This window comes from Pelatocladus sp., assembly GCF_059505505.1.
In genome coordinates this window covers 130720-153471 of the sequence record NZ_JCACKS010000101.1, presented here as the reverse complement: position 1 = coordinate 153471, position 22752 = coordinate 130720, and the positions used below count along the sequence as shown (strand labels likewise).

21 protein-coding genes and 1 pseudogene are annotated in these 22752 nt (G+C 40.0%); 14 read left to right on the top strand and 8 right to left on the bottom strand.

Features of this window, described 5'->3' with window-relative positions; translation table 11 throughout:
• Positions 1-60 precede the first annotated feature (60 nt).
• From AC5JMK_RS09680 to accD, 5 genes are all read left to right on the top strand, one after another.
• Complete coding sequence (locus AC5JMK_RS09680) at positions 61-1650, top strand: glycoside hydrolase family 57 protein (RefSeq protein ID WP_096674493.1); 1590 nt, start codon at positions 61-63, stop codon at positions 1648-1650.
• 202 nt (positions 1651-1852) lie between these two features.
• Complete coding sequence (gene leuB, locus AC5JMK_RS09675; protein ID WP_096674495.1) at positions 1853-2938, top strand: 3-isopropylmalate dehydrogenase; 1086 nt, start codon at positions 1853-1855, stop codon at positions 2936-2938.
• Between the two features lie 94 nt (positions 2939-3032).
• The gene (locus tag AC5JMK_RS09670) at positions 3033-3293 is read left to right on the top strand and encodes a hypothetical protein (protein WP_096674497.1); all 261 of its coding nucleotides are present in this window, start codon (positions 3033-3035) and stop codon (positions 3291-3293) included.
• An 84-nt stretch (positions 3294-3377) separates the two neighbouring features.
• On the top strand, positions 3378-4199 hold the full coding sequence (locus AC5JMK_RS09665) for an A24 family peptidase (RefSeq protein ID WP_096674499.1): 822 nt from the start codon (positions 3378-3380) through the stop codon (positions 4197-4199).
• Positions 4200-4859: 660 nt separating this feature from the next.
• A complete protein-coding gene (gene accD, locus AC5JMK_RS09660) occupies positions 4860-5819 on the top strand; it encodes an acetyl-CoA carboxylase, carboxyltransferase subunit beta (protein ID WP_096674501.1) in 960 nt (319 codons plus the stop codon).
• A gap of 128 nt (positions 5820-5947) precedes the next feature.
• Here accD and AC5JMK_RS09655 read toward each other — a convergent pair whose 3' ends face one another.
• Positions 5948-7423 (bottom strand): MFS transporter, encoded by a 1476-nt coding sequence (locus AC5JMK_RS09655; protein WP_096674502.1) that lies wholly within the window; start codon positions 7421-7423, stop codon positions 5948-5950.
• 319 nt (positions 7424-7742) lie between these two features.
• On the opposite strand from AC5JMK_RS09655, the gene AC5JMK_RS09650 reads away from it, so the two are divergent.
• Both AC5JMK_RS09650 and AC5JMK_RS09645 read left to right on the top strand, forming a co-directional pair.
• Positions 7743-8984 (top strand): ABC transporter substrate-binding protein, encoded by a 1242-nt coding sequence (locus tag AC5JMK_RS09650; RefSeq protein WP_096678748.1) that lies wholly within the window; start codon positions 7743-7745, stop codon positions 8982-8984.
• Between the two features lie 127 nt (positions 8985-9111).
• Positions 9112-9906, top strand: a complete 795-nt coding sequence (locus AC5JMK_RS09645) for an LmeA family phospholipid-binding protein (RefSeq protein WP_096674503.1) — start codon at positions 9112-9114, stop codon at positions 9904-9906.
• A gap of 81 nt (positions 9907-9987) precedes the next feature.
• Here AC5JMK_RS09645 and AC5JMK_RS09640 read toward each other — a convergent pair whose 3' ends face one another.
• A complete protein-coding gene (locus AC5JMK_RS09640) occupies positions 9988-10164 on the bottom strand; it encodes a DUF6887 family protein (RefSeq protein WP_495909961.1) in 177 nt (58 codons plus the stop codon).
• Positions 10161-10283: pseudogene (locus tag AC5JMK_RS09635) on the bottom strand (DUF6888 family protein); the annotation flags it as partial. The gene AC5JMK_RS09640 and the pseudogene AC5JMK_RS09635, both read right to left, overlap by 4 nt.
• A 350-nt stretch (positions 10284-10633) precedes the next feature.
• Between AC5JMK_RS09635 and AC5JMK_RS09630 the strand changes: the two are divergent.
• Complete coding sequence (locus AC5JMK_RS09630; RefSeq protein WP_096674504.1) at positions 10634-11836, top strand: argininosuccinate synthase; 1203 nt, start codon at positions 10634-10636, stop codon at positions 11834-11836.
• 116 nt (positions 11837-11952) lie between these two features.
• On the opposite strand, the gene AC5JMK_RS09625 is transcribed toward AC5JMK_RS09630, so the two are convergent.
• Entirely contained in the window at positions 11953-12582 is a 630-nt protein-coding gene (locus tag AC5JMK_RS09625; RefSeq protein WP_096674506.1) for a DedA family protein, read from the bottom strand.
• 702 nt (positions 12583-13284) lie between these two features.
• Between AC5JMK_RS09625 and AC5JMK_RS09620 the strand changes: the two genes are divergently transcribed.
• A complete protein-coding gene (locus tag AC5JMK_RS09620; RefSeq protein WP_096674508.1) occupies positions 13285-13638 on the top strand; it encodes an STAS domain-containing protein in 354 nt (117 codons plus the stop codon).
• 253 nt (positions 13639-13891) lie between these two features.
• On the opposite strand, the gene AC5JMK_RS09615 is transcribed toward AC5JMK_RS09620, so the two are convergent.
• Complete coding sequence (locus AC5JMK_RS09615) at positions 13892-14452, bottom strand: Npun_F5560 family protein (protein ID WP_096678750.1); 561 nt, start codon at positions 14450-14452, stop codon at positions 13892-13894.
• Positions 14453-15028: 576 nt separating this feature from the next.
• The gene (gene rpsF / locus AC5JMK_RS09610) at positions 15029-15349 is read right to left on the bottom strand and encodes a 30S ribosomal protein S6 (RefSeq protein ID WP_096674512.1); all 321 of its coding nucleotides are present in this window, start codon (positions 15347-15349) and stop codon (positions 15029-15031) included.
• Positions 15350-15740: 391 nt separating this feature from the next.
• Here rpsF and AC5JMK_RS09605 point away from each other — a divergent pair, with 391 nt between their 5' ends.
• Positions 15741-16514, top strand: a complete 774-nt coding sequence (locus AC5JMK_RS09605; RefSeq protein WP_096674514.1) for a fumarylacetoacetate hydrolase family protein — start codon at positions 15741-15743, stop codon at positions 16512-16514.
• 3 nt (positions 16515-16517) lie between these two features.
• Here AC5JMK_RS09605 and AC5JMK_RS09600 read toward each other — a convergent pair whose 3' ends face one another.
• Together AC5JMK_RS09600 and AC5JMK_RS09595 are read right to left on the bottom strand one after the other, a co-directional pair.
• Complete coding sequence (locus AC5JMK_RS09600) at positions 16518-16997, bottom strand: Tic20 family protein (protein WP_096674516.1); 480 nt, start codon at positions 16995-16997, stop codon at positions 16518-16520.
• Between the two features lie 87 nt (positions 16998-17084).
• On the bottom strand, positions 17085-17282 hold the full coding sequence (locus AC5JMK_RS09595) for a hypothetical protein (protein ID WP_096674518.1): 198 nt from the start codon (positions 17280-17282) through the stop codon (positions 17085-17087).
• Positions 17283-17768: 486 nt separating this feature from the next.
• Between AC5JMK_RS09595 and glyA the strand changes: the two genes are divergently transcribed.
• From glyA to AC5JMK_RS09575, 4 genes are all read left to right on the top strand, one after another.
• Positions 17769-19052, top strand: coding sequence for a serine hydroxymethyltransferase (gene glyA, locus AC5JMK_RS09590; RefSeq protein WP_495909960.1), 1284 nt, complete (start codon positions 17769-17771; stop codon positions 19050-19052).
• 124 nt (positions 19053-19176) lie between these two features.
• A complete protein-coding gene (gene tilS, locus AC5JMK_RS09585; protein WP_495909959.1) occupies positions 19177-20235 on the top strand; it encodes a tRNA lysidine(34) synthetase TilS in 1059 nt (352 codons plus the stop codon).
• A 437-nt stretch (positions 20236-20672) separates the two neighbouring features.
• The gene (locus AC5JMK_RS09580) at positions 20673-22328 is read left to right on the top strand and encodes a mechanosensitive ion channel family protein (protein WP_495909958.1); all 1656 of its coding nucleotides are present in this window, start codon (positions 20673-20675) and stop codon (positions 22326-22328) included.
• 34 nt (positions 22329-22362) lie between these two features.
• Positions 22363-22749, top strand: coding sequence for a LapA family protein (locus tag AC5JMK_RS09575; RefSeq protein WP_096674526.1), 387 nt, complete (start codon positions 22363-22365; stop codon positions 22747-22749).
• The last annotated feature ends 3 nt before the right edge of the window (positions 22750-22752 follow it).

The following is a 22752-nucleotide window of genomic DNA, read 5'->3' as shown; positions in this document are numbered from 1 at the left end:
TATTGTTAACTTCTGCCAAATCCCCAACCTTCGATATATTAATACCACCCCGAAATCATTATGGCTATCGGCTACGTTGCGCTAGTACTTCATGCACATCTGCCCTTTGTCCGGCATCCAGAAAGTGACTATGTACTGGAAGAAGAATGGCTTTATGAAGCTATTACAGAAACTTATATTCCCTTACTGCGAGTTTTTGAAGGTTTAAAGCAAGACGGCATAGACTTTAAAATCACTATGAGTATGACACCACCTTTGGTGTCGATGCTGCGTGATCCGTTGCTACAAGAACGCTACGACGAACACTTAGCAAAGTTGGAAGAACTTGTAGAACGAGAAATTGAGTATAATGCTCACAACGGTCATATTAAATATTTAGCCGAACATTACGCCAGTGAATTTAGCTCTACACGAAAAATCTGGGAGCAATATAAAGGTGACTTAGTAACAGCTTTTAAGCAGTTTCAAGATACAAATAATCTTGAAATCATCACATGTGGTGCTACCCACGGTTATCTACCACTGATGAAAATGTATCCACAAGCTGTGTGGGCGCAGTTACAGGTAGCCTGTGAACACTATGAGGAAAATTTTGGATGTCCGCCCAGAGGAATTTGGCTACCTGAATGTGCCTACTATGAAGGCTTAGAGCGAATGCTGGCAGATGTTGGGTTGCGCTATTTTCTGATTGATGGACATGGTATCCTCTACGCCCGTCCTCGTCCCCGCTTTGGCACCTATGCCCCTATTTTTACAGAAACTGGTGTGGCTGCTTTTGGACGTGATCATGAATCCTCCCAACAGGTATGGTCTTCTGAGGTAGGTTATCCTGGTGCGCCGGAATACCGAGAGTTTTACAAAGACTTGGGTTGGGAAGCTGAATACGAATATATCAAGCCCTACATTATGCCCAATGGTCAGCGAAAAAACACGGGCATCAAATATCATAAAATCACTGGTAGAGGTCTTGGTTTAGCAGATAAAGCCCTCTACGATCCCTATTGGGCAAGGGAAAAATCTGCCGAACATGCTGCTAATTTTATGTATAACCGTGAGCAGCAAGTAGGGCATCTCTATGGTATAATGCAGCGTCCGCCAATTGTGGTTTCCCCCTATGACGCGGAATTATTTGGACATTGGTGGTATGAAGGGCCCTGGTTCATTGATTATTTGTTCCGCAAGTCATGGTATGACCAACAAACATATCAAATGACTCACTTAGCTGATTATTTGCGCGCTCATCCGAATCAGCAAGTTTGCCGTCCATCTCAATCAAGCTGGGGGTTTAAAGGTTTCCACGAGTATTGGCTGAATGAAACAAATGCGTGGATATACCCACACTTACATAAAGCTGCTGAACGTATGATTGAGTTATCTAAAAGAGAAGCAGCAGATGAACTGGAATGGAAAGCACTTAACCAAGCAGCAAGAGAGTTGCTTTTAGCACAATCTTCCGACTGGGCATTTATTATGCGGACAGGGACAATGGTTCCCTATGCTGTGAGAAGGACGCGATCGCATCTGATGCGATTTAACAAACTCTACGAAGATATAAATATCGGCAAAATCGATAGCGGTTGGTTAGAAAAAGTTGAGTTTATGGATAACATATTTCCTAGTATCAATTATCGCGTCTACCGTCCGTTGTAATTTAAAAATACGACCACAGATGCACACAGATAGATAACTAGTGTGCATTTTCTCTGTTTAATAGTGTGAAACGCCATATTAGATGATTAACTTCTGGTATCTTTGTAGCTCAACATATATTTTCCATGCCATTGGTGCCATTGCTCGATATGATATTTTTCTGCAAGCTTAAACACTCATTCAATTAAAATTAAAACTAACTATGGCACAGAAATACCGCATTACCTTACTTCCTGGCGATGGCATCGGCCCTGAAATTATGGCTGTGGCGGTAGATGTGCTTAAAGTCGTGGAAAAAAAATTTGATCTTCAGTTTGAATTCCAAGAAGCAATGATCGGTGGTGCAGCAATTGAGGCCACAGGGGAACCTCTACCAGCAGCTACTTTAGATGTATGCCGCAACAGCGATGCAGTATTATTAGCGGCGATTGGTGGTTACAAGTGGGATTCCCTGCCATCTCATTTACGTCCAGAAGCAGGTTTACTTGGACTACGTGCAGGTTTGGAATTATTTGCTAATTTGCGTCCAGCAAAAATAATACCCCAATTAATTGATGCTTCGACTTTGAAACGGGAAATTGTGGAAGGCGTTGATATTATGGTGGTGCGCGAACTCACTGGTGGAATTTACTTTGGCAAACCCAAGGGAATTTTTGAAATGGAAACTGGTGAAAAGCGTGGTGTCAACACAATGGCGTACACCGAGTCTGAAATTGATCGCATTGGTAGAGTCGCATTTGAAACAGCACGCAAACGCCAAAGCAAACTCTGTTCAGTAGATAAAGCCAATGTTTTAGAAGTATCGCAACTGTGGCGCGATCGCATGACAAAGTTAGCAGTGCAATATCCGGATGTGGAACTCACTCATCTGTATGTAGATAATGCTGCTATGCAGTTAGTGCGCGCTCCTAAACAGTTCGATACTATTGTCACAGGGAACCTGTTTGGCGATATCCTTTCAGATGCTGCTGCTATGCTCACTGGTAGCATTGGCATGTTGCCTTCTGCTAGTTTAGGTGCTTCCGGTTTAGGAGTGTTTGAACCTGTTCATGGTTCTGCACCTGATATTGCCGGACTTGATAAAGCTAATCCCCTAGCCCAAGTTTTGAGTACAGCCATGATGCTGCGCTATGGTTTAAACCAAGCCGCCGCCGCAGACTACGTGGAACAAGGTGTGTTGCAAGTTTTAGCAAACGGCGCTCGAACTGGAGATATCATGTCTTCTGGGATGCAACTATTGGGTTGTCGTGCCATGAGTGAGGCTTTAATTCAAGTTTTGGAAGAATAATCTGCCCTAGTAGCAAACGAAAATTTTAGCAATCATTGCTGAAACTTTCGTATACACTATTAACACAAAACCTCATAACTATACTCAATAAGTTGTGTACGCTTTACGACAAGAACAAGTAAACTATACCAACCCTAAGAACCAGCCACCTTTGATTGATCCTGCCCTTATCAGAGCGGCTGGTAAAATTTACTACACTTACTGTGAAGTACACCCTGAAATGGCTGGACAAGCATTTGGTGTAGCAATTAACCGCGATACTCATAGGGGTAAGGTGATTTTTAATGGTCAACCAGCTCTGTTACCCGCAGAATGTTTTGTACCTTTGAATCAAATTGAATCGCATATGTATTAGTCATTGGTCATTGGTCATTTGTCATTGGTGTTGTACAAATGACATAGACGCGCAAGCGGTAAGACAAATGACAAAACACTGATTATGGATACTTTGATGCTTATCCTGGCAAGTTTAATTGTATTTGCCTTGGGTATTTCTATTGGCAGTTTTATTAATGTTGTGGTTTATCGGCTTCCTGCTGGTTTATCCCTGCTTTTTCCTCCTTCTCGCTGTCCCCATTGCTTAACCAAACTTAAGCCATACGATAATGTACCAGTATTAGGTTGGCTATGGTTAAAAGGCTGTTGTCGTTATTGCCAAGGTAAAATTGCTCTGCGTTATCCAGTCATAGAAGCGGTTACAGGATTGTTATTTTTACTAATTTTCTGGGTTTTCAATGTATCGTTGTTAACGATTGGCTACTGGGTATTTTGTAGTTGGTTACTAGCACTGTCACTGATTGATTTAGATACAATGACTTTACCAAACCGACTGACTAAATCAGGATTAGTTATCGGGATAGCATTTCAAACAGTAGTTGGTTTTTTACCTGATGCTAGCTGGGCAAGAGTAGCTAGTAACTTGATGACAGCGAGCCTGGGAATAGTACTAGGATTGTGGCTGTTTGATGCGATCGCTACAGTTGGTTCAATTATTTTTGGTAAAACTGTAATGGGTGGAGGTGATGCCAAACTAGCAGCCATGATGGGAGCCTGGTTAGGTTGGAAGTATTTACTCTTGGCTGCTTTTGTTGCTTGTTTGTTGGGAGTATCCGTCGGTGGCAGTATGATTATCTTATCGCGACGAAGATACGGATACAAAATGCCTTTCGGCCCATTTCTAGCTCTTGGATCTGTAGTGACTTTGTTTGGTGGCGAGACAATTTTGTCTAGCTACTTACGGTTGTTTGTAAATGGAACGTAAAAGGGAATAGGGACTTGCATGGAACATTTGCACATATATTCTTTGCAAAAAGCCAAAACAAAACCTTAGAAGGAGATGGAGAGAAAAAATACCCCATTTCAGGACACCCCCGCTTATCAACTTTCAACTGTAAACTTCATTACCCTTAATAGTATTAAACTTCTGTTAAGATTAATCCTGTAATGATGGATAACCTTCTTTACAAAATTAACAGTGTAAAAACTAAACTAATGCAGCAAAATAAAGCTGTTTGCTATATATCAACAGTTTATTATTGGACTGGGGGTGAAATTCTATCTCAGGGATAGTATATCCATAACTTTACAAGTCACTTTTGGATATGAAAGATTAAAACAAACCAATATTTCCCCTGACACGACTCTGAAATTTACCATGTCCAATAACCAACTTTATATTTTTCATACCTGAAAAGTTATAAACTTCTTGGCATCTCGAACAACACACTTGAACTAGTTTACTTATTTTCGTTAAGCTGACAAGCACAGATGCTCCCACCAGATCTGAAATATTGCTTATAAGACAAAGTTTGTTGTGTAGTCATTAGTGATTGAATCATTAGGACAAACTAAACATAAGTGACAATGACTTCACCAAAGAAATTAACCTGTTTTTGACATACTCTACTGGCATAAGAAAAAAATGGCAAACAACGAAGAATCACGTGGTTTAAAATCTCTGTTTGATTGGTTTGCAAACCGACGGAAATCAGGCCCTATCAGTCTAGAACGCCAAGAACGTGAAATCGCAGATGGACTATGGAACAAGTGTCCTAAATGTGGTGTATTAAGTTATGCCAAAGATTTAAAAGCAAATTTAATGGTATGCACCGAATGTGGACATCATAATCGGGTAGATAGTGATGAGCGCATCCGCCAGTTGATAGATTCTAATACCTGGAGACCACTTGATGAACAATTGCGTCCTGACGATCCCTTGGGATTTCGCGATCGCAAAGCCTATAGCGATCGCCTGCGGGAAACACAAGAAAAACTCGGCTTGATAGATGCTGTCAAAACAGGTTTGGGTGAAATCAACGGCTTACCAATCGCCCTTGGGGTAATGGACTTTCGCTTCATGGGTGGGAGCATGGGTTCAGTCGTAGGCGAAAAACTCACCCGTTTAATTGAACAAGCTACTCAAAGGCAATATGCTGTAGTCATCATCTGCACATCTGGTGGAGCAAGAATGCAAGAAGGAATGCTCTCACTTATGCAGATGGCAAAAATTTCCGCAGCTTTAGAACGGCATAAAGAAGCACGCTTGTTGTATGTGCCGATATTAACTAACCCCACTACAGGTGGAGTTACAGCTAGCTTTGCAATGTTAGGTGATATCATCATAGCAGAACCCAAAGCAACCATTGGTTTTGCAGGTCGGCGAGTGATTGAGCAAACCCTACGGGAAAAACTGCCTGATGATTTCCAAACTGCCGAAGATTTACTCAAACACGGCTTTGTTGATGAAATTGTACCGCGTACCCAGTTAAAAAGTACTTTAACTCAGTTAATCGCTTTACATCAGCCCTCCGCTACAACCAACACTCATAATGTAGTGCTGTGGGAGAAAACTATGAGTTTAAGTTCCACACTTGCAGAATAGGTGAAGGTTAAGGATCAATGTGTCTTTGTGGTGAAAAAATAAATCTTAATTTAACCACCAAGACACCAAGTTGAATCGCAAAGAATCAACCGATGAAAGCAGGTTTTAAGCCATCTTTCCCCACCTATCTAACCTCTAAGCCTTAGCCTAAATGGCTGAAAAAGTTGAAAGGCTTGGATAAAAGACTGTCGTCCACGTGACTCTTGCACAAAAATGAGTGGTAAGAGTGCAACAAGCCTAAAGATTGTGGAGAAAACGAATAATCCTAATAAGCCTCCACAAAAGTTAATTTGTACGAGAAAACCACCAATAATTGTACCGAAAGCACCACACAAGCCAGCGACCGCAGCTATAGTTGCAAAATATATCGACTGATTTTTCAGTGGTGCAACTTCTAGCTGCATATTATTACCGCACAAATCAATAGCCGCTCCACTTCCTCCCAAGAAAATGTGTAACATTGGCAACCATAACCACATATCTAGGGAAGTGTAGCCAATACCCAACCACAACAAAGGTGCGATCGCTACCAAAATTCCCATAAAAAATAGAACAGAACGATTACCGATTTTGTCTGCTAATCTCCCCCAAAGAATTAACATTAACATATTTGCTCCTGCTTGCAGGCTGCTGTAAAGAGTTACCCAAGTGACATCTAAGTCGAGGGTATCTAGCATGTAAAGATTGAAAAAGGGATTACAAAGGTTAACAGCAAACATCCATACACTGAAGTAGAGCAAAAACATTAAAAAATTAGTATCTTTACGGATACTCTGCCAAAATTTTGGTTGAGAGATCAAGTTAACATCTGCTATTTGCCTGTTCGTTGTGACATCTAAATTTTTTGCATCTGTAACTACAGCATTTTGTGCTTGAGGATTGATATCCAGCTTAAAGTATTGACAGCCCAAACTCATAACCCCAAACAAAATACCTATCAACAGTGCTACTCCGTAACCTTGGAGAGTACCACCATACCAATGAGATACAGCCAATCCTGCTACAGGTACGCAAATCAAATTAGTCAAGCTAGCAACACTGTTGCGTATGCCAAAATATCGCCCCCGCAAACGTCGATGCACTAATGTTGCTATCCACGAAAGCCAAGATGCACTACCTAACCCACCCCAAAGATGACTTACTAAGACAATCAAGAGTGTGAGTGTAACTAACTGTTGAGAATCAATTAGTTTCTGACTAAAGGCTGCTATACCAATTACTAAAATCAACCAAATTAGTCGAGAAGGTGCATAAATTAATAGAGAATACTGACAGCGACTGTGAAAACGTTCTGATATATAAGCACCCAAAGGCTGAATTAAATTCACTAGCATCGGGATAGAAGCAAGTAGACCAAATGTCATTGGACTTGCACCCAATTCTACTAAAAAATTACTCAATAAAATACCGCCAGTCGTAATGCCAAAAATGCCTGCAAATATACCATCTACAGTTGAAGCTTTAAGGCTAGTACGAATAGCATCTTTGGTAAATTTGTCTTTAGATTTTGATATAATATCAGAAGAAATTGTTGTCTTTACAATTTCAATTTCAGAAGTTTCTGATATCAAAGAGGAAGAAGTTTCAACCTGAGCATTATTCATGAACTGAGTAAATTGTTAATGCTTAATCGTTAGTTTTTGATTGCTATAAGTTATTAGCCATTAGCTTTTTCTCTTTGATACACAAAAAAACTACTTTGTGTTTTTCTTTGCAATTCTATGATTTAGAGAAAGTAAGATATGTCAAATTTTCGAGACATATGTTTTTTACTCAGTATTAATGCCAATTATTAGTTATTCTACCGTGTATTTATAAATAAAGTTTTAATTTTCCCAAAATTCATTCTAGAGTAAGAGAAGCAATCTAAAGAATGTTTGTGATGGGGTGATTAAAAGAATTTTTGGAACTTTTGTGGCATTAATGGTAGCGATCGCTCTTTGCATGATTGGTTGCCAGGATTCGCCCTTGCCCCATACCACCACAGCTACTACTCCAGTTATACTAAAACTTAGTGGCTGGGGTGCAGATCCAACTGAGCAAAAATTATTGAAACAGGTACTCAAAGATTTTGAGGCACAGCATCCAAGTATCAGGGTAAAGAATGAGGTCATTGCTGACCAATATATGGATGTGATTAAAACGCGCTTGATTGGTGAAGCAGCGCCTGATGTTTTCTATTTGGATGCTTTTGAGGCTCCTTTCTTAATGAGCCAAAACGTTTTAGAGCCATTAGACGCTTATATTAACCCGGAATTTGACCTAGCTGATTTTGAGGAGACAATACTTAACAGCTTTAAGTACGACAATCATATATATGGTTTACCCAAAGACTACTCTACTTTGACTCTTTTTTATAACAAGCAAGCTTTTGTTACCGCAGGTTTAACAAGTCCTCCCACAACATGGGATGAATTGCGTACCTACTCCAAAAAGTTGACAGTAGATCAAAACCAAGACAGTAAAATTGACCAATACGGCTATGGCGTCGTTCCAGAGTTAGCGCGCCAAGCTTACAAAATCAAAGCCTTTGGTGGACAGATCGTAGATGCAAATGGTTATGCAACTTTTGCTTCGGAAGCTGGGATCAAAGGATTACAGTTGGTAATAGACCAGTATCAAAAAGATCATACTGCCGCTCAGAAATCGGACGTTGGGACAAACTCAGGCAGTGAAATGTTTGGTCAAGGTAAAGTCGCAATGGTGATTGAAGGCAACTGGGCTATTACCTACTTGAAGGAAACTTTTCCTCAACTTGATTTTGCTACCGCAGAAATACCAATTGTAAATGACAAAAAAGTTACTATGGTATTTACTGTTGCTTACGTCATGAACAAACAAACACAACACAAAACCGAAGCTTGGGAGTTGATTTCCTACCTCACAGGTAAGGAAGGTATGGAAAAGTGGACAGCAACAGGCTTTACTTTGCCGACACGTAAATCAGTCGCTGAAAAATTGGGTTATGACAAAGATCCGTTGCGATCGCCCTTTGTCGCCGGAGTTAGCTATGCTATGCCTTGGCAAGCAGGTAAATACCCCGCCGCCATTATGAACAACTTTGATAACCAATTCATCAGTGCTTTGCTAGGACAACAACCGCTAGAACAAGCAATGGAACGGGCGCAAACACAAGCAAATAAATTAATTCGAGCGATGGAATAAAATAAGATCATTCCACAAATATGCAAGATCCACACTTAACCATTAACACAACTAATCCCTAGACGGTTGCTGTTATCTTCACGATTTGTTACAAAAATACAAAGAACTTCTAGAGACATCAACCCAAATGTTCGGCGGACTTACTGGTTTAACAAATCCAAAAGGCACAGACTGGGGTGAACAGATGCTCAACACTGTTGCTACCCAAACAATTCGCCACCTGTTCACCAAAAGCGAGTCAGTAGAAGTCTTTGTCCGTTGTCACCCTTCCAGCAAGCTATTGCAAGGCAGCATCGATAGCTTCACAATGAAAGGTCGTGGCTTGGTTATCCGTAAAGATTTTGCTGCTGAAGAAATTTTTATCGAAACCGATGCGGTTGCTATTGACTTTAGCTCTGTTTTAAGTGGGAAACTAAGTCTAAAACAACCCACCCAGGCGATCGCTCAAGTTGTATTGACACAAGCAGGTATTAACCGGGCCTTTAAAGCAGAACTGGTGACAAAGCGACTGTTAAATCAATCTGTACCTGCTTTGACTGCATTATCTGGTGGAAAGCCAGTCTCCTTTATTGACGTTCAAGTAGAACTATTGACAGAAAATCGGCTGCGAATTTTGGCAAAAGCGGATTTAGACAACGGTGAACTTGTGCCAATCAGTATGACTGTAGCTGTGAGTATTGAACGGCGACGGCGTATTTCTTTTACCAATCAAGGAATTGATCTCGAACAAGTACCAGAAGCACAGCGAGAACTTTCGCAAAACTTGAGTCTGGCGTTGGTAGAAATTCTGGATAACATGGTTGATTTGGATCGCTTTGACTTAGATGGAGTCAAAATGCGCCTGAATCGCTTAGAAACCGAGGGAAAACGATTAATTTTCAGTGGATATGCGGAGATTGAGCGTATACCGCGTAGTGGGTGATATGATTCAATATTTTGGATTGGAAAACTTTTTATTGATTGAGCGTAAAACCCCATGACTTTATGGATGGGGCGTTTGACTTTAAATAGCTAGTCTTTTTCTAAGCTCTACCTCTAATTGTTCATCAGTACTGACCACTACACGCCCTGGCTTGGCTCTGATGATGCTGAGGAAATGCTGAAATGCTTCTTCATCTTGAGGATTGGCTTTGACATATTCCCGCAGTTCTTTCTCTGACAAATTTAAATAGTCGGTCATCCTATTATTTCCTCTCCGTTATTAAGAATTTCTACTTGGATGGTTTCCCCAATTAAAACTACGATTCTGCCTGTTCTTTCATCAAATCTAACTAATTCTATATTCCGTAGCAGGTTGCTAGTACAATAAGGCAAAAGTAAAAAGGCAAAAGTAAAAAGAAAGAATGCTTATTTTATAAGCTTTTCGACTATTTTAAATGGTTGCTTTATTTACGCCGTGCTGTACTAGTGCGAACGCATAATCGGAAAAAGGCTTTGAGTTGGTCGATGGTCGGTTCCATTATTTCCTAAAAACCTATGTTTTTGATGTTTTAGCTAATTCGGACAGAAGCCCCACACTTACCACAAAGTGGAAGTGTTGGGATGAATAACTGTAGTTAGAAACTTAAGAATCACCCTAGCTTTAGCCTGGTGAGTGTCAATTGGATATAATATTGACTCGATTCTTTGTTTTTTGAGTGGAGAGGCTAATGGGTCGCGCCAAAAAGGTTGTCCTGGCATATTCTGGGGGAGTAGATACATCGGTGTGCATTCCCTACCTCAAGCATGAGTGGGGTGTAGAAGAAGTAATTGCCCTAGCAGCAGACTTGGGACAGGGAGATGAATTAGAACCAGTCCGAGAAAAAGCCCTGAAATCAGGTGCAAGTGAGTCATTAGTGGCAGATGTTCAAGAGACGTTTGTAAAAGATTATGCATTTCCTGCCATTCAAGCCAATGCCCTTTACGAAAATCGTTATCCTCTAGCAACAGCCTTAGCTCGTCCGTTGATTGCTAAGGTTTTAGTAGAAACAGCAGAAATCTACGGTGCTGATGCGATCGCTCACGGTTGTACTGGTAAAGGTAACGATCAGGTGCGTTTTGATGTATCTATTGCAGCCCTCAACCCCAACCTCAAAATTCTCGCACCCGCACGGGAATGGGGTATGAGTCGTGAGCAAACTATTGCTTACGGAGAAAACTTTGGCATTCCTGCACCCGTGAAAAAGTCTTCTCCTTACAGTATTGACCGCAATATGCTAGGTCGGAGTATCGAAGCTGGAATTCTCGAAGATCCCACAGTGGAACCACCAGAAGAAATTTATTTATTGACAAAGGCGATCACTGACACCCCCAACGAACCAGAATATATTGACATTGGTTTTATTAGAGGTATTCCTACTAGCCTCAACGGTGAAACAAAAAGATCGATTGAATTAATCGAACAACTCAACCAAGTTGCAGGAAATCACGGTGTTGGGCGCATTGATATGATTGAAAATCGCTTGGTAGGGATTAAATCGCGAGAAATCTACGAATCTCCCGCAATGATGGTGTTAATTCAAGCCCATCGCGATTTAGAAAGTCTAACTCTCACGGCAGATATTACCCATTACAAACGGGGTATAGAAGAAACTTACAGCCAAATGATTTACAACGGCTTGTGGTATAGTCCCCTAAAAGCAGCCTTAGATGCTTTTATTCAAAAAACACAAGAGCAAGTATCTGGAACAATTAGAGTAAAACTATTTAAAGGTAACGCTACCATCGTTGGGCGTCATTCCGAAAACTCTTTGTATACTCCTGACTTGGCAACCTACGGAGCCGATGACCAATTTGATCATAAGGCAGCCGAAGGTTTCATTTATGTTTGGGGTTTGCCAACTCGGATTTGGGCGCAGAAAGGTAGGGGATAGGGTATCGGGGATCAGGGATCGGGGAAGGTAGGAGTCCCCTGGAGGGGATTGGGGATTGGAAAGAAACTTGTTAAATAATTCTCCCTTATCTTTCTTGTCTCCCTTGTCCCCAATCCCTATTCCCCAGTCCCTATCCTTTGTTGCCTGGCTTCTAGCCAGAGGGGAATAATGATAAAAGCTGCAAGAATTAATAGGGCAGCGATCGCAAATTTACTAACCCAAGCAACCAACTGTTCTAGGGAAACAACAGTACCAGCAAAAAATGCCAGTGTCACCATCACCCCACCCCACGCAGTCGCCCCGATGATGTTATAAAAACAGAATTTTCCAAAAGGCATTCCAGCTATACCAGCCATAGGTGCAGCAAAAATTCTCAATAAGGCTAAGAAACGCCCAAAGAAAACTGCTTTTGCTGCATTTTCACTAAATTGCTCTTTTATACTCAACAATCGGGCTTCTGAAAATCTAAACAGGCTGCCGAGTCGCACTAGCATTGGCCAGCCGCCAGTTCTGCCAACCCAATAACCGCAAATACCACCAACCGCAGCTCCCGCAATAGCATCACCTAAAACTAGCCAGTAATTTAATTCATGACTACCAGCTAGGAACCCACCGACGAGAGTTACGGTTTCACCAGGAATGGGAATGCCCAAGTTCTCTAACAATATTCCGAAAAAAATTGCCCAATATCCATAATCATGGGCAATTCTTTGGATATTTTCTAACGAGATAAATTCCAAAGACATTCAGCACCGCAGCCTTTACAAATGTTTACTTTTACTATATTTTGTCTCGTCTTCTAGTGATGTGTCAATCGAGTCTGTGAACTACCGTCAAAGATACAATAGTCCATCCCCACCCTATAGAGGTATGGAGGAATTCCGCGATTTCGTTAAATTCCATTTAGGCCTCTATCAGTAATAAAATGCACAGTCCTCGCGTTTCCCCCAAAGGGCAAAACGCTGATCAGTCCTTGGCTTAGGCCAATATATATTTGATAGGGCTGGGCATTTTTTTTTGAACACTCTTAGAGGATGCTTTTACTCACTATTTTAGTGGGATTGCGGGGAAAATATATTTTTATTGATACTATACTTGGTATCAGGTTTGACGAATAGCCACTATTTCTGTACATTAAGTTTTACCACATCAGTACATGTACAGAAGTAAAGCAAAATTTTTTTATGAAAAATTTATAAACATCCCAGTTATTTATAAAAATTTTGTAAAAAGTACATGTAGTACTAAAATTCTTAGAGGCTTATGCCTATATTGGGGAAAGATTAAAATAAATTATACGGCATGAATACTGAAATTATTCGTCTCAACCGTACTACTACAAGGCTACCAAATTTTTAGGTAAAGCAGTATTATTACGGTTGCAAACAAAGCAGTTTTTGTGCCTGCTTTTTTGTTTTTTGATTGATACAATTACCCAGCAAAGATTTATGACTCTCACATCAGAACGCCAAATCATCTTGTTCAAGCCCCAAGGACGCATGGATTTAGAGGGTAGTGTGGCTTTCAATGAAAAGGTGACTGAATTATTACCCCAGCGTGATCAACTCTGGGTGATTGATTTAGCTGAAGTGGATTTTATGGATAGTTCCGGATTAGTTGCCTTGGTTAATGGGTTGAAAGCTGCACGACAAAATGGTTGTCGTCTGGTACTGTGCAACGTACAAACACCTGTAAGATTAGTTTTAGAACTGACTCAACTAGATTCAGTATTTGAAGTTGTTCACAATCAAGAAGAAATATTGGGTTTTGTAAACAAAAGTAATTTGTTACTAGTACGTTAAAAATGCCACTCCATACTTGAAAACTAATGGTTAGGTCAAGCAGTGGCTTTGCAGTACTAGCTTTTTCGCTTTCTAGGCTGCTCAAAGTAGCTAGGGTGGGAACAAATTTTTTGATAAACTTTTTGGCTAAAGCTGTTGATTCTCTAAATAATTTGGTGTTTTGGCTAGTAAGCACTACTGAATCACCAAAAGCAACCATAATCTATTATCAGTTGTAACTGCCATGCCACATGCTGACATAGCCAAAATAAGTTTAAGCATTTTGCACAGTAGAAATATTACCTACCTCAGATGCCATGGGTGGAAAATTTGGTAAATCAATAGCGCTGTGAGAAGTGGTACGAGTTTTCTGGGCCAGGCGATAACTCACACTTTGCAGTTCTGCTTGTAACTGACGGTTTTCTCGTTGTAGCATTGCAATTTTTTCTCTAACTGGAGTCATCCGTTCCTCAAATTTACGGCGATAAATTTGTGGTAGTTCCTGTACTACTTGCTCTAACATCCGACTGCGATCGCTAAGTTCTTGCACCGACTGACGCAACTGATAGATTTCAGTATCTCGATTGGAAATTTGTTCTTGATAAAAAGCTACTTGTTGTTCAACTGCTTGTAGTTGTTCTCGCAAAGCTTGAAGCTGACTTTGATAACGCTCAGACATTTCTGGCTGGGGCATAAAATTAGCATTACCCTTCACCAGTCGGAACAGTTCTTGAGACAGCTGTTGCACTAATTGATCGCGAAGTTGCAATTCTTGACGCAACTTCGATACTTCTGTAGAGAGAGCTTGAATATTGGAGTTATCAGTTTGGCTCACAGTGGCAACTAGCTCCGGTGAATAATCTTTCCCCTTATTAGGTATAAACGCGGTCGTACTGCTTTTGGCTAATACTTCCAAGTACTAGTTAATTTAGCATTCCCGGAGAATTCGGCAAGTAGAAAAACGAATTTTTTTTTACTTTCTCAAAATATAAACTAAGTAAGTAGGCGGAAATAAACATCACTATGTTAAGAAAAATAAAATCTTTGAAACCCTTAACAATGACAAAGGACAAATGATAGATGCCAAATGACCAAAAAAAGAAGGATACAAGCCCCCAGATTTATCCGTGGGGTGATTAATTTTGAATTTTGTAGACGCAAAACAGCTACTTACAGAAGTCGCTTACGCGCCTACCGAAGGTATTTTGAATTTTAAATTCTCCCGAAGGGGGTTGACGATCCTCACGAGTTAGCTTTATTTGTGCCGACCTACTTATTAGTTGCTAGTGGTTAGCGGGTTTTAGCAAACAAATAATAACCACTAACCACTGTACGAGTGTACGAGCGTAGATGCGCTTTGTGAGGTTTCAAGGCAGAGTACGGCCGTTCAACCGTACTATCCACTAACTATCTATGCTGCCTCTGTAGAAGCTTTTGGCTCTTCTACCTTTTGGTTGAGTGTTAGGTAACGAATTACTTCCTCGCTCAGGCGCATAGCGCGTTCCAACACAGCAATCATTTTGCCTGGACCAGTGTAATTCAGTTGAATATATATGCCATCTCTTTGCCTTTGAATTTCATAAGCTAAACGACGCTTGCCTCGATTTTGACTTTGAATTGTGTCAGCACCTTGTTCCCGTAGCAAGTTCTCATACTTAGCAATAATTTGCTCTACTTGCTCATCACCCAAGTCAGGACGCAAGATGTACATTGTTTCGTAAACTGTTTGCATGGTTTTAATCTCCTTTTGGACTATATGGCTGCTTATGTCAATAGGTAGTAACAATTATTTTTATAAAAATTAACTAGCTATACATACAGCAACAAGGAATTACGATCTTACAAGAAATTTGTCAAAGTGTGAAATCCTAATTTGTGATATTTAGGAGTTTTACACAATTTCTGAGCGTAGCGTTTTTTAAGAGTGAAATTAAAATATGATCCAACAAGGAGGTAAATGATAATAATTTTAGATTTTGCGAAAAGTTTGTAGAGCCGCCTTCTTCGGCTTCCCGCAAGGGTGCGCCAGTTTCCGGCAGTTAGTCATCAGTTTATAGACTTTGGACTGTAGGCAATTGACTTTAGAAACGATTTGATTACAAACAGAGGTACTTATCAAAGTTATGGCGCAGCGCTTTGTGCGAGTTCAAAATCCAGAAGGGCAGATTTATTATGGTTTGCTACAACTTTCCATGAAAGTGCAGGTGCTGGATGCTCCCCCCTGGTTACAAGGTCAACCTACGGATTTAATATTAGAACCAGATCACTATGAAATTTTGGCTCCCTGTGCGCCTTCAAAGATCGTGGCTGTTGGCAAAAATTATGCGGAACATGCGGCGGAGATGGGAACTGATGTCCCTGCTGAACCACTGATTTTTTTCAAACCGCCGACATCTGTAATTGCTTCACTAGCAAAAATTCAGTATCCACCCCAATCACAACGAGTAGACTATGAAGGAGAATTAGCATTAGTCATTGGCGATCGCGCTTTTAATTGCACACCTCAAGAAGCCCAAATGAAAATTTGGGGCTATACAATCGCTAATGACGTGACAGCGCGAGACTTACAAAGAAAAGATAATCAATGGACGCGAGCAAAAGGCTTTGATACGTTTTGTCCCCTTGGGCCGTGGATTGTCCGCGAATTAAGCCCAGGAGCCAGACTACAGACTTTCTTGAATGAAGAGTCTGCTCCTGTACAATCTGCAACTATCGACCAAATGGTTTTTACCCCAGATTACCTTGTATCTTACATCAGTCAGGTAATGACACTATTACCGGGAGATATTGTGCTGACAGGTACGCCTGTGGGAGTTGGACCTCTGAAAATAGGCGATCGCGTCCGTATAGAGATTGAAGGTATTGGTCGTCTGGAAAACACGGTAGTAGGTGGTTGAATGCTAGCGTGGCAGTTGCATGTATACTGCATTAGAAATAGCAGGAATTTCTGCATAACGCCCTAATAGCGACTGGATTATAGAATACACAGATGCTGCCACTATTCCGAGAAAAATTGTAGTATACAAGGTTTGGATCGCAAAACCTCCAGATGGAAGCAATCCCACAATATCAGTTAAGATGCCAAATAAGAAAATTACTATGTCCAAAAGAATCGCCTGCATAGTGTTGAAACGAATAAAATGACTGATTTTTTCGTTTCGGACTACAAATATAAATAAAGCAAAGAAAATAATCAACCCGGCATAACGGACACCGTAGTAAATTTGCAATAATGGCAGCAAAGGCAAAAACAACACTCGCACAGGTGGAAACTGTGTCAGAAAAAATTGGCCATAATTAAAAACTTCAATAATAGGAAGCAAATAAGGCAAGAAAGCAAAAATCCTGTCTTTAACGGTTGTAGACCCACGCCAACTCATACTACGCTCTCCTAAGATTAAAATTTAATAGTCATATGACCCTAGAATAACGCAGTTAAGTTATTTATTATTTCTCACAGATTTGCTTCATTCTATGTTGGCAATACGGAAACCCATCATACACTCGTACTGATCTGCTTGACGCTCAGTGATTTTGCTGATCATATGACCGCAGCGTAGTTTACCTTGACGCCAACGGGGTTGACCACTACTATCAGCGAGTAGACAAGATTGACAAACTTGCTGAGGGGCAAGGATCTGATCCTCCATTAAAATTACTAGCATCCAATCCCTCCTGTAACTCCTCAATAGTTTCTTGTATTTCCCCTTAAGCTGGTATTTTGGATTGTAGATTGTAATTTAATAGCAGATGTATTTAATAATGTATTTAGTCTGCTTGACAGATAAACTATCTGTTCATTAATTAAACATCTATGAGTTCTCGCTTTCCAAAGTCAGTTTGGAAATATGCAGTTGATAACAAACCAAAAAAAATGAGTCTAATTGGGCTTTAATTTTATTGTATGTTGGGTCAGATTTTTTGTAGTTAAAACGAATACATAAATTCATGAGAACCAACAAACGCGAGCAATGATTCATACTTGATATGTAGGTTAGGCTAAATAAACATATCACTTGTGGTGGTTGGTTGTTGATTGTTGTTTGGAACAACCACTATAGGGACGCAAGGACTTGCGCCTTTACTAACAACTAACAACTAACAATTAACGATCCACTTGCATACAAATTTCCATTCAAGGATAGCTAAAAGTGACTCTGACCAATTCAGATTTTTTGACCTCCTGCGATCCCGCAGTTGCGAGTTTAATTAACAAAGAACTACAGCGTCAACGTGATCATTTAGAGTTGATTGCCAGTGAAAACTTTACCTCGGCGGCTGTACTTGCTGCACAGGGTTCAGTACTCACAAATAAATACGCTGAGGGTTTGCCTGGTAAGCGTTATTATGGCGGTTGTGAATTTATAGATGAAATAGAGCAAATCGCCATTGATCGTGCAAAACAATTGTTTGATGCGGCTCATGCAAACGTACAACCCCACTCTGGCGCTCAAGCGAATTTTGCTGTTTTTCTAACGCTCCTAGAACCAGGAGACAAGATCATGGGAATGGATTTATCTCATGGCGGACACCTCACTCATGGTTCACCTGTAAATGTGTCGGGAAAATGGTTTAAGGTTGTTCATTATGGTGTCAATCAGGAAACAGAACAACTAGACTATGACCAAGTTCGAGAGCTGGCGCTAAGGGAGCGTCCTAAGCTCTTGATTTGTGGTTATTCTGCCTATCCCCGAATCATCGATTTTGAAAAATTCCGTAGCATTGCTGATGAAATTGGTGCATATTTGCTCGCAGATATTGCCCACATTGCTGGTTTGGTGGTTAGCGGATTACATCCCAACCCCATTCCTTATTGTGACGTCGTGACAACAACTACCCATAAAACCCTACGAGGGCCTAGAGGTGGTTTAATTATCACTCGTGACCCAGAATTGGGTAAAAAACTCGATAAAGCTGTTTTCCCTGGTACTCAGGGTGGTCCATTAGAACACGTAATTGCAGGTAAAGCAGTGGCTTTGGGAGAAGCTTTGAAGCCCGAATTTAAAACTTATTCCGCCCAAGTCATTGAAAATGCTCGTGTTTTGGCTGCACAACTCCAAAACCGTGGGTTTAAGCTAGTGTCTAATGGGACTGATAATCATGTTTTGCTCGTAGACTTACGGAGTATAGGCATGACTGGAAAACAAGCAGAACAGTATTTAAGTGTTGTAAATGTTACTACTAACAAAAATACAGTTCCTTTCGATCCAGAATCACCCTTTGTAACTAGTGGCCTGAGATTGGGTTCGCCCGCGATGACAACACGGGGTATGGAATTAGCAGAGTTTACAGAGATTGGTAATATTATTGCCGATCGCCTGTTAAATGCAGATTCCGAAAGTGTTGCTGCTGATTGTCGGCGACGGGTAGCAGCACTGTGCGATCGCTTCCCCTTGTACCCTCAGTTGGTAATTCCTGTACCAGCTTTAGTATAGGGGGATAGGGGTGTAAGAGGAAGAAAAACAATTAAATATTTACTCTTACACCCCACCTTTACCCCTTAAACTAATATCGTAAAAAACCTACACCTATGTGTCGATCTGCATTTCAAAATCTAAAATGGTATGGACTCCTTTACATGCAAAAACACATCGCACGATCCGATCGCGTCACCTATTTGAACGTAACCAGCATTTACTAGTAGCAGTTTCCGGTGGTCAAGATTCTCTGTGTTTAATTAAATTACTGTTAGATTTACAACAAAAATGGGGTTGGTACTTAGGTATTGCTCATTGTGATCATCGTTGGCGTCCTGACTCACAAACTAATGCTCAACATATAGAAAATTTGGCTAAAAATTGGGGTATATCATTTTACTTAGAAACTGTAGAAACATCAGAGCGAGAGGCTGTACAAACAGAAGCTGCTGCACGTGAATGGCGGTATAAAGTTTTGAGTGCGATCGCCCAGCAGCACAACTATCAATATGTGATTACAGGCCACACAGCAAGCGATCGGGCAGAAACCCTAATTTACAACTTAATTCGTGGTACTGGGGCTGATGGTTTACAAGCTTTAACTTGGCAACGTCCGCTTGTTGATGGCATCATGCTAGTACGCCCACTTTTGGAAATTACGCGCACAGAAACCGGGCAATTTTGTGAGGATTTTCAACTACCGATCTGGGAAGATTCTACAAATCAAGATTTAAAGTACGCCCGTAACCGTATTCGCCAAGAATTATTACCATATTTGTGCGAAAATTTTAACCCGAAAGTAGAATCAGCTTTAGCCCAAACAGCAGAACTACTGCAAGCAGAAGTGGAATACTTAGAAAAAGCTGCTCAGGAGTTGCGAGAAGAAGCAATGAGAACAGAAGGAAAAGACGCGGTGAATCTATCAACAATAATCTCTGTGTCCCCGTGTCAGAATATTCCCGTGTCCTCTTCTTCTTTTCCTTTTAAGCTCAATCGTCATGTATTACAAAAAGCCCCTCTTGCTCTGCAAAGACGAGTAATGCGGCAAGTGTTACAACAGATACTTCCTGCAAGTCCTAGTTTTGAGCAAATAGAAAAACTTACAGCCTTAATTACAGCACCAAATAAATCGCAAACCGATCCATTTCCCGGTGGTGCAATAGCGAGAGTAGAGAGTGATTGGATCTGGATTATAAACTAGAGGCTAGAGCTAATTTAAGTTCAGAGCTATTTCATTCTTGCTATTATCCGCCCAGAAATAAATTTCCGGACTAACAGCAAAACTCCACTAAAAAAAAGTGGACTAAAAGACTTTGGAGTTGTCTAAAGACACTTAAGCTATCAGCCAAGAATTAAAATTATTGGCCGAATAGACGAGAATTAAATAACCCTGATTAATAGACTTATATATCTGATTTTCATCTACTCCATATTAAGTGTATAGCTATATTTACTTAAGTTATATTTTGTACTTTTTATGTTACATTCAGCAGCTTGTGATATTGATTTTTTTATAATAGGCAGAAGTATATTTAAACAAATCAACTATCTATGGTAAGATTTAAGTACAAAAAATATTTATTTTTCTTTCATAAGTTAATTGTCATAGCGGTAATGTTATTTATACTCATTACCACTATGACAGTTAGTTACTCTCAAGAAAAAAATCCTACTGTTAATCAGACTCCAGAAGCTGTTAATAAGATAGATGGTACTCCTGTAATTTTGGGAGACAAAACATTATTTATTATTAAAAAAAATGTCGGTTCTTTCTCTCCGCAAGAGCGATCGCAAGCAATTACAAATAGAATCGAAACCATAGCTAATGAGCCATCTATTCGTCTTGATGGTTTAAAAGTTTTAGACCAGCAAGACACTACAAATATTGTCTTAGGAGAAAAACTAATATTTACTCTTACCAATAGTGATGCAAAAGCGGCAGGTAAAAGTAGACAGGAACTGGCTCAAGAATATGTGCAAATAATCGGTGATTCTATTGCTCAGTATAGAGAAGATCGTAGCTTAAATAATATTTTAAAAGGTCTCCTTTACAGTTTTATTTCTACTCTGGGTTTATTCATATTTTTGAAAATTTTTAATCATATTTTCCCAAAAATTATTACTAGAGTACAGAATTGGCGAGCAATTAGGATTCCTGCTATCAGAATTCAAGATATCGAACTTTTACCTGCATCTAGAGTCAGTAATATTGTAACTAGGGTAGTAAAGATCCTCCGCCTGATTCTAATGCTAGGGATTTTATATATCTATGTTTCTTTAGTGTTGGGCTTTTTTCCTTGGACGAGACAGCTTAGTTCCAGACTTGTGAGTTATTTTCTAGAAACTCTCTATCAGGGTTGGTTAGCATTTGCATCTTATTTCCCTAATCTGTTCGCTTTGGGATTAATTTTCTTTGTCACCTACTATGTTTTGAAAATTATTAGACCAATATTTACAGAATTACGTAATGGAAGTATATCTGCTCCCGGTTTTTATCCCGAATGGGCAGAACCCACATATAAACTAGTATTCTTTTTAATCATCGCCTTAGCATTTGTGCTGGCTTTTCCCTATCTACCAGGATTTGGTTCACCAGCTTTTCAGGGAATATCTGTGTTTTTAGGTATTCTATTTTCTTTAGGTTCCACAGCAGTGGTAGCAAACGTTGTTGCTGGAATTATTTTAATTTATACCCGTGCTTTTCAGATTGGCGATCGCATTAAAATTGGTGATGCGATCGGCGATATTTTGGAAAAAACTCTGTTAGTAACGCGAGTTCGTACTATCAAAAATGTGATAATTACTATTCCTAACGGCACTGTACTAACAAGCCAAATTATTAACTACAGCGCTCTTGCTCAAGACCCTAACTATCACTTAATTTTACATACTACGGTAACACTTGGCTATGATTTACCGTGGCGCAAAGTTCATCAAGTTTTGATTGATGCTGCGCTAGCAACGAAAGAAATTTTAGCAGAACCTGCTCCTTTTGTATTGCAAACTAGTTTAGATGATTTTTATGTAAGCTATGAATTAAACGCCTATACTAATAAGCCAATGCTGATGGCGAGTATTTATTCACAACTGCATCAAAATCTTCAAGATAAATGCAACGAAGCAGGAATTGAAATTCTCTCTCCTCATTATTCGGCTATTCGGGATGGGAACCAAATTACCATACCAGAAAATTATCTTTCTCAAGATTATCAAGCACCAGGATTTCGTCTATCTCCTCTGGATAACTTATTTAAGCAGTTCAACGGGAAAAATACACCAGAGTCGAGTGAATAATCTCAGTTTGACAAGTGAGGGTAAATAACAATCAATGATACGAATTCTCACAATTTTAGCCTTATTTATTGCCATCGCCGCCGTAATTTTTGCACTCCAAAATTCTACTCCTGTTTTGGTGCAATTTTTAGCTTGGCAAACTCAAGAATCAATGGCGCTAGTGCTATTGCTGACTTTTACATTCGGTGTGTTGTTTGGTTTACTCGTCTCTCTACCAGCAGTGATTAAAAATATCAGAAAATTATCCCATCTCAGACGAAAAATTGAAGAACAAAACTATGAAATAGAAAATTTGCATAACAATCTTATGGAAGCAACAAATCAAATTAAGGCGCTGCAAGAAACACAAACACATTCTCAAACAGAAATCAAATATTTGAATTATTCAGAAGACATGCCTATTAATGACAAGACAAATTAATTT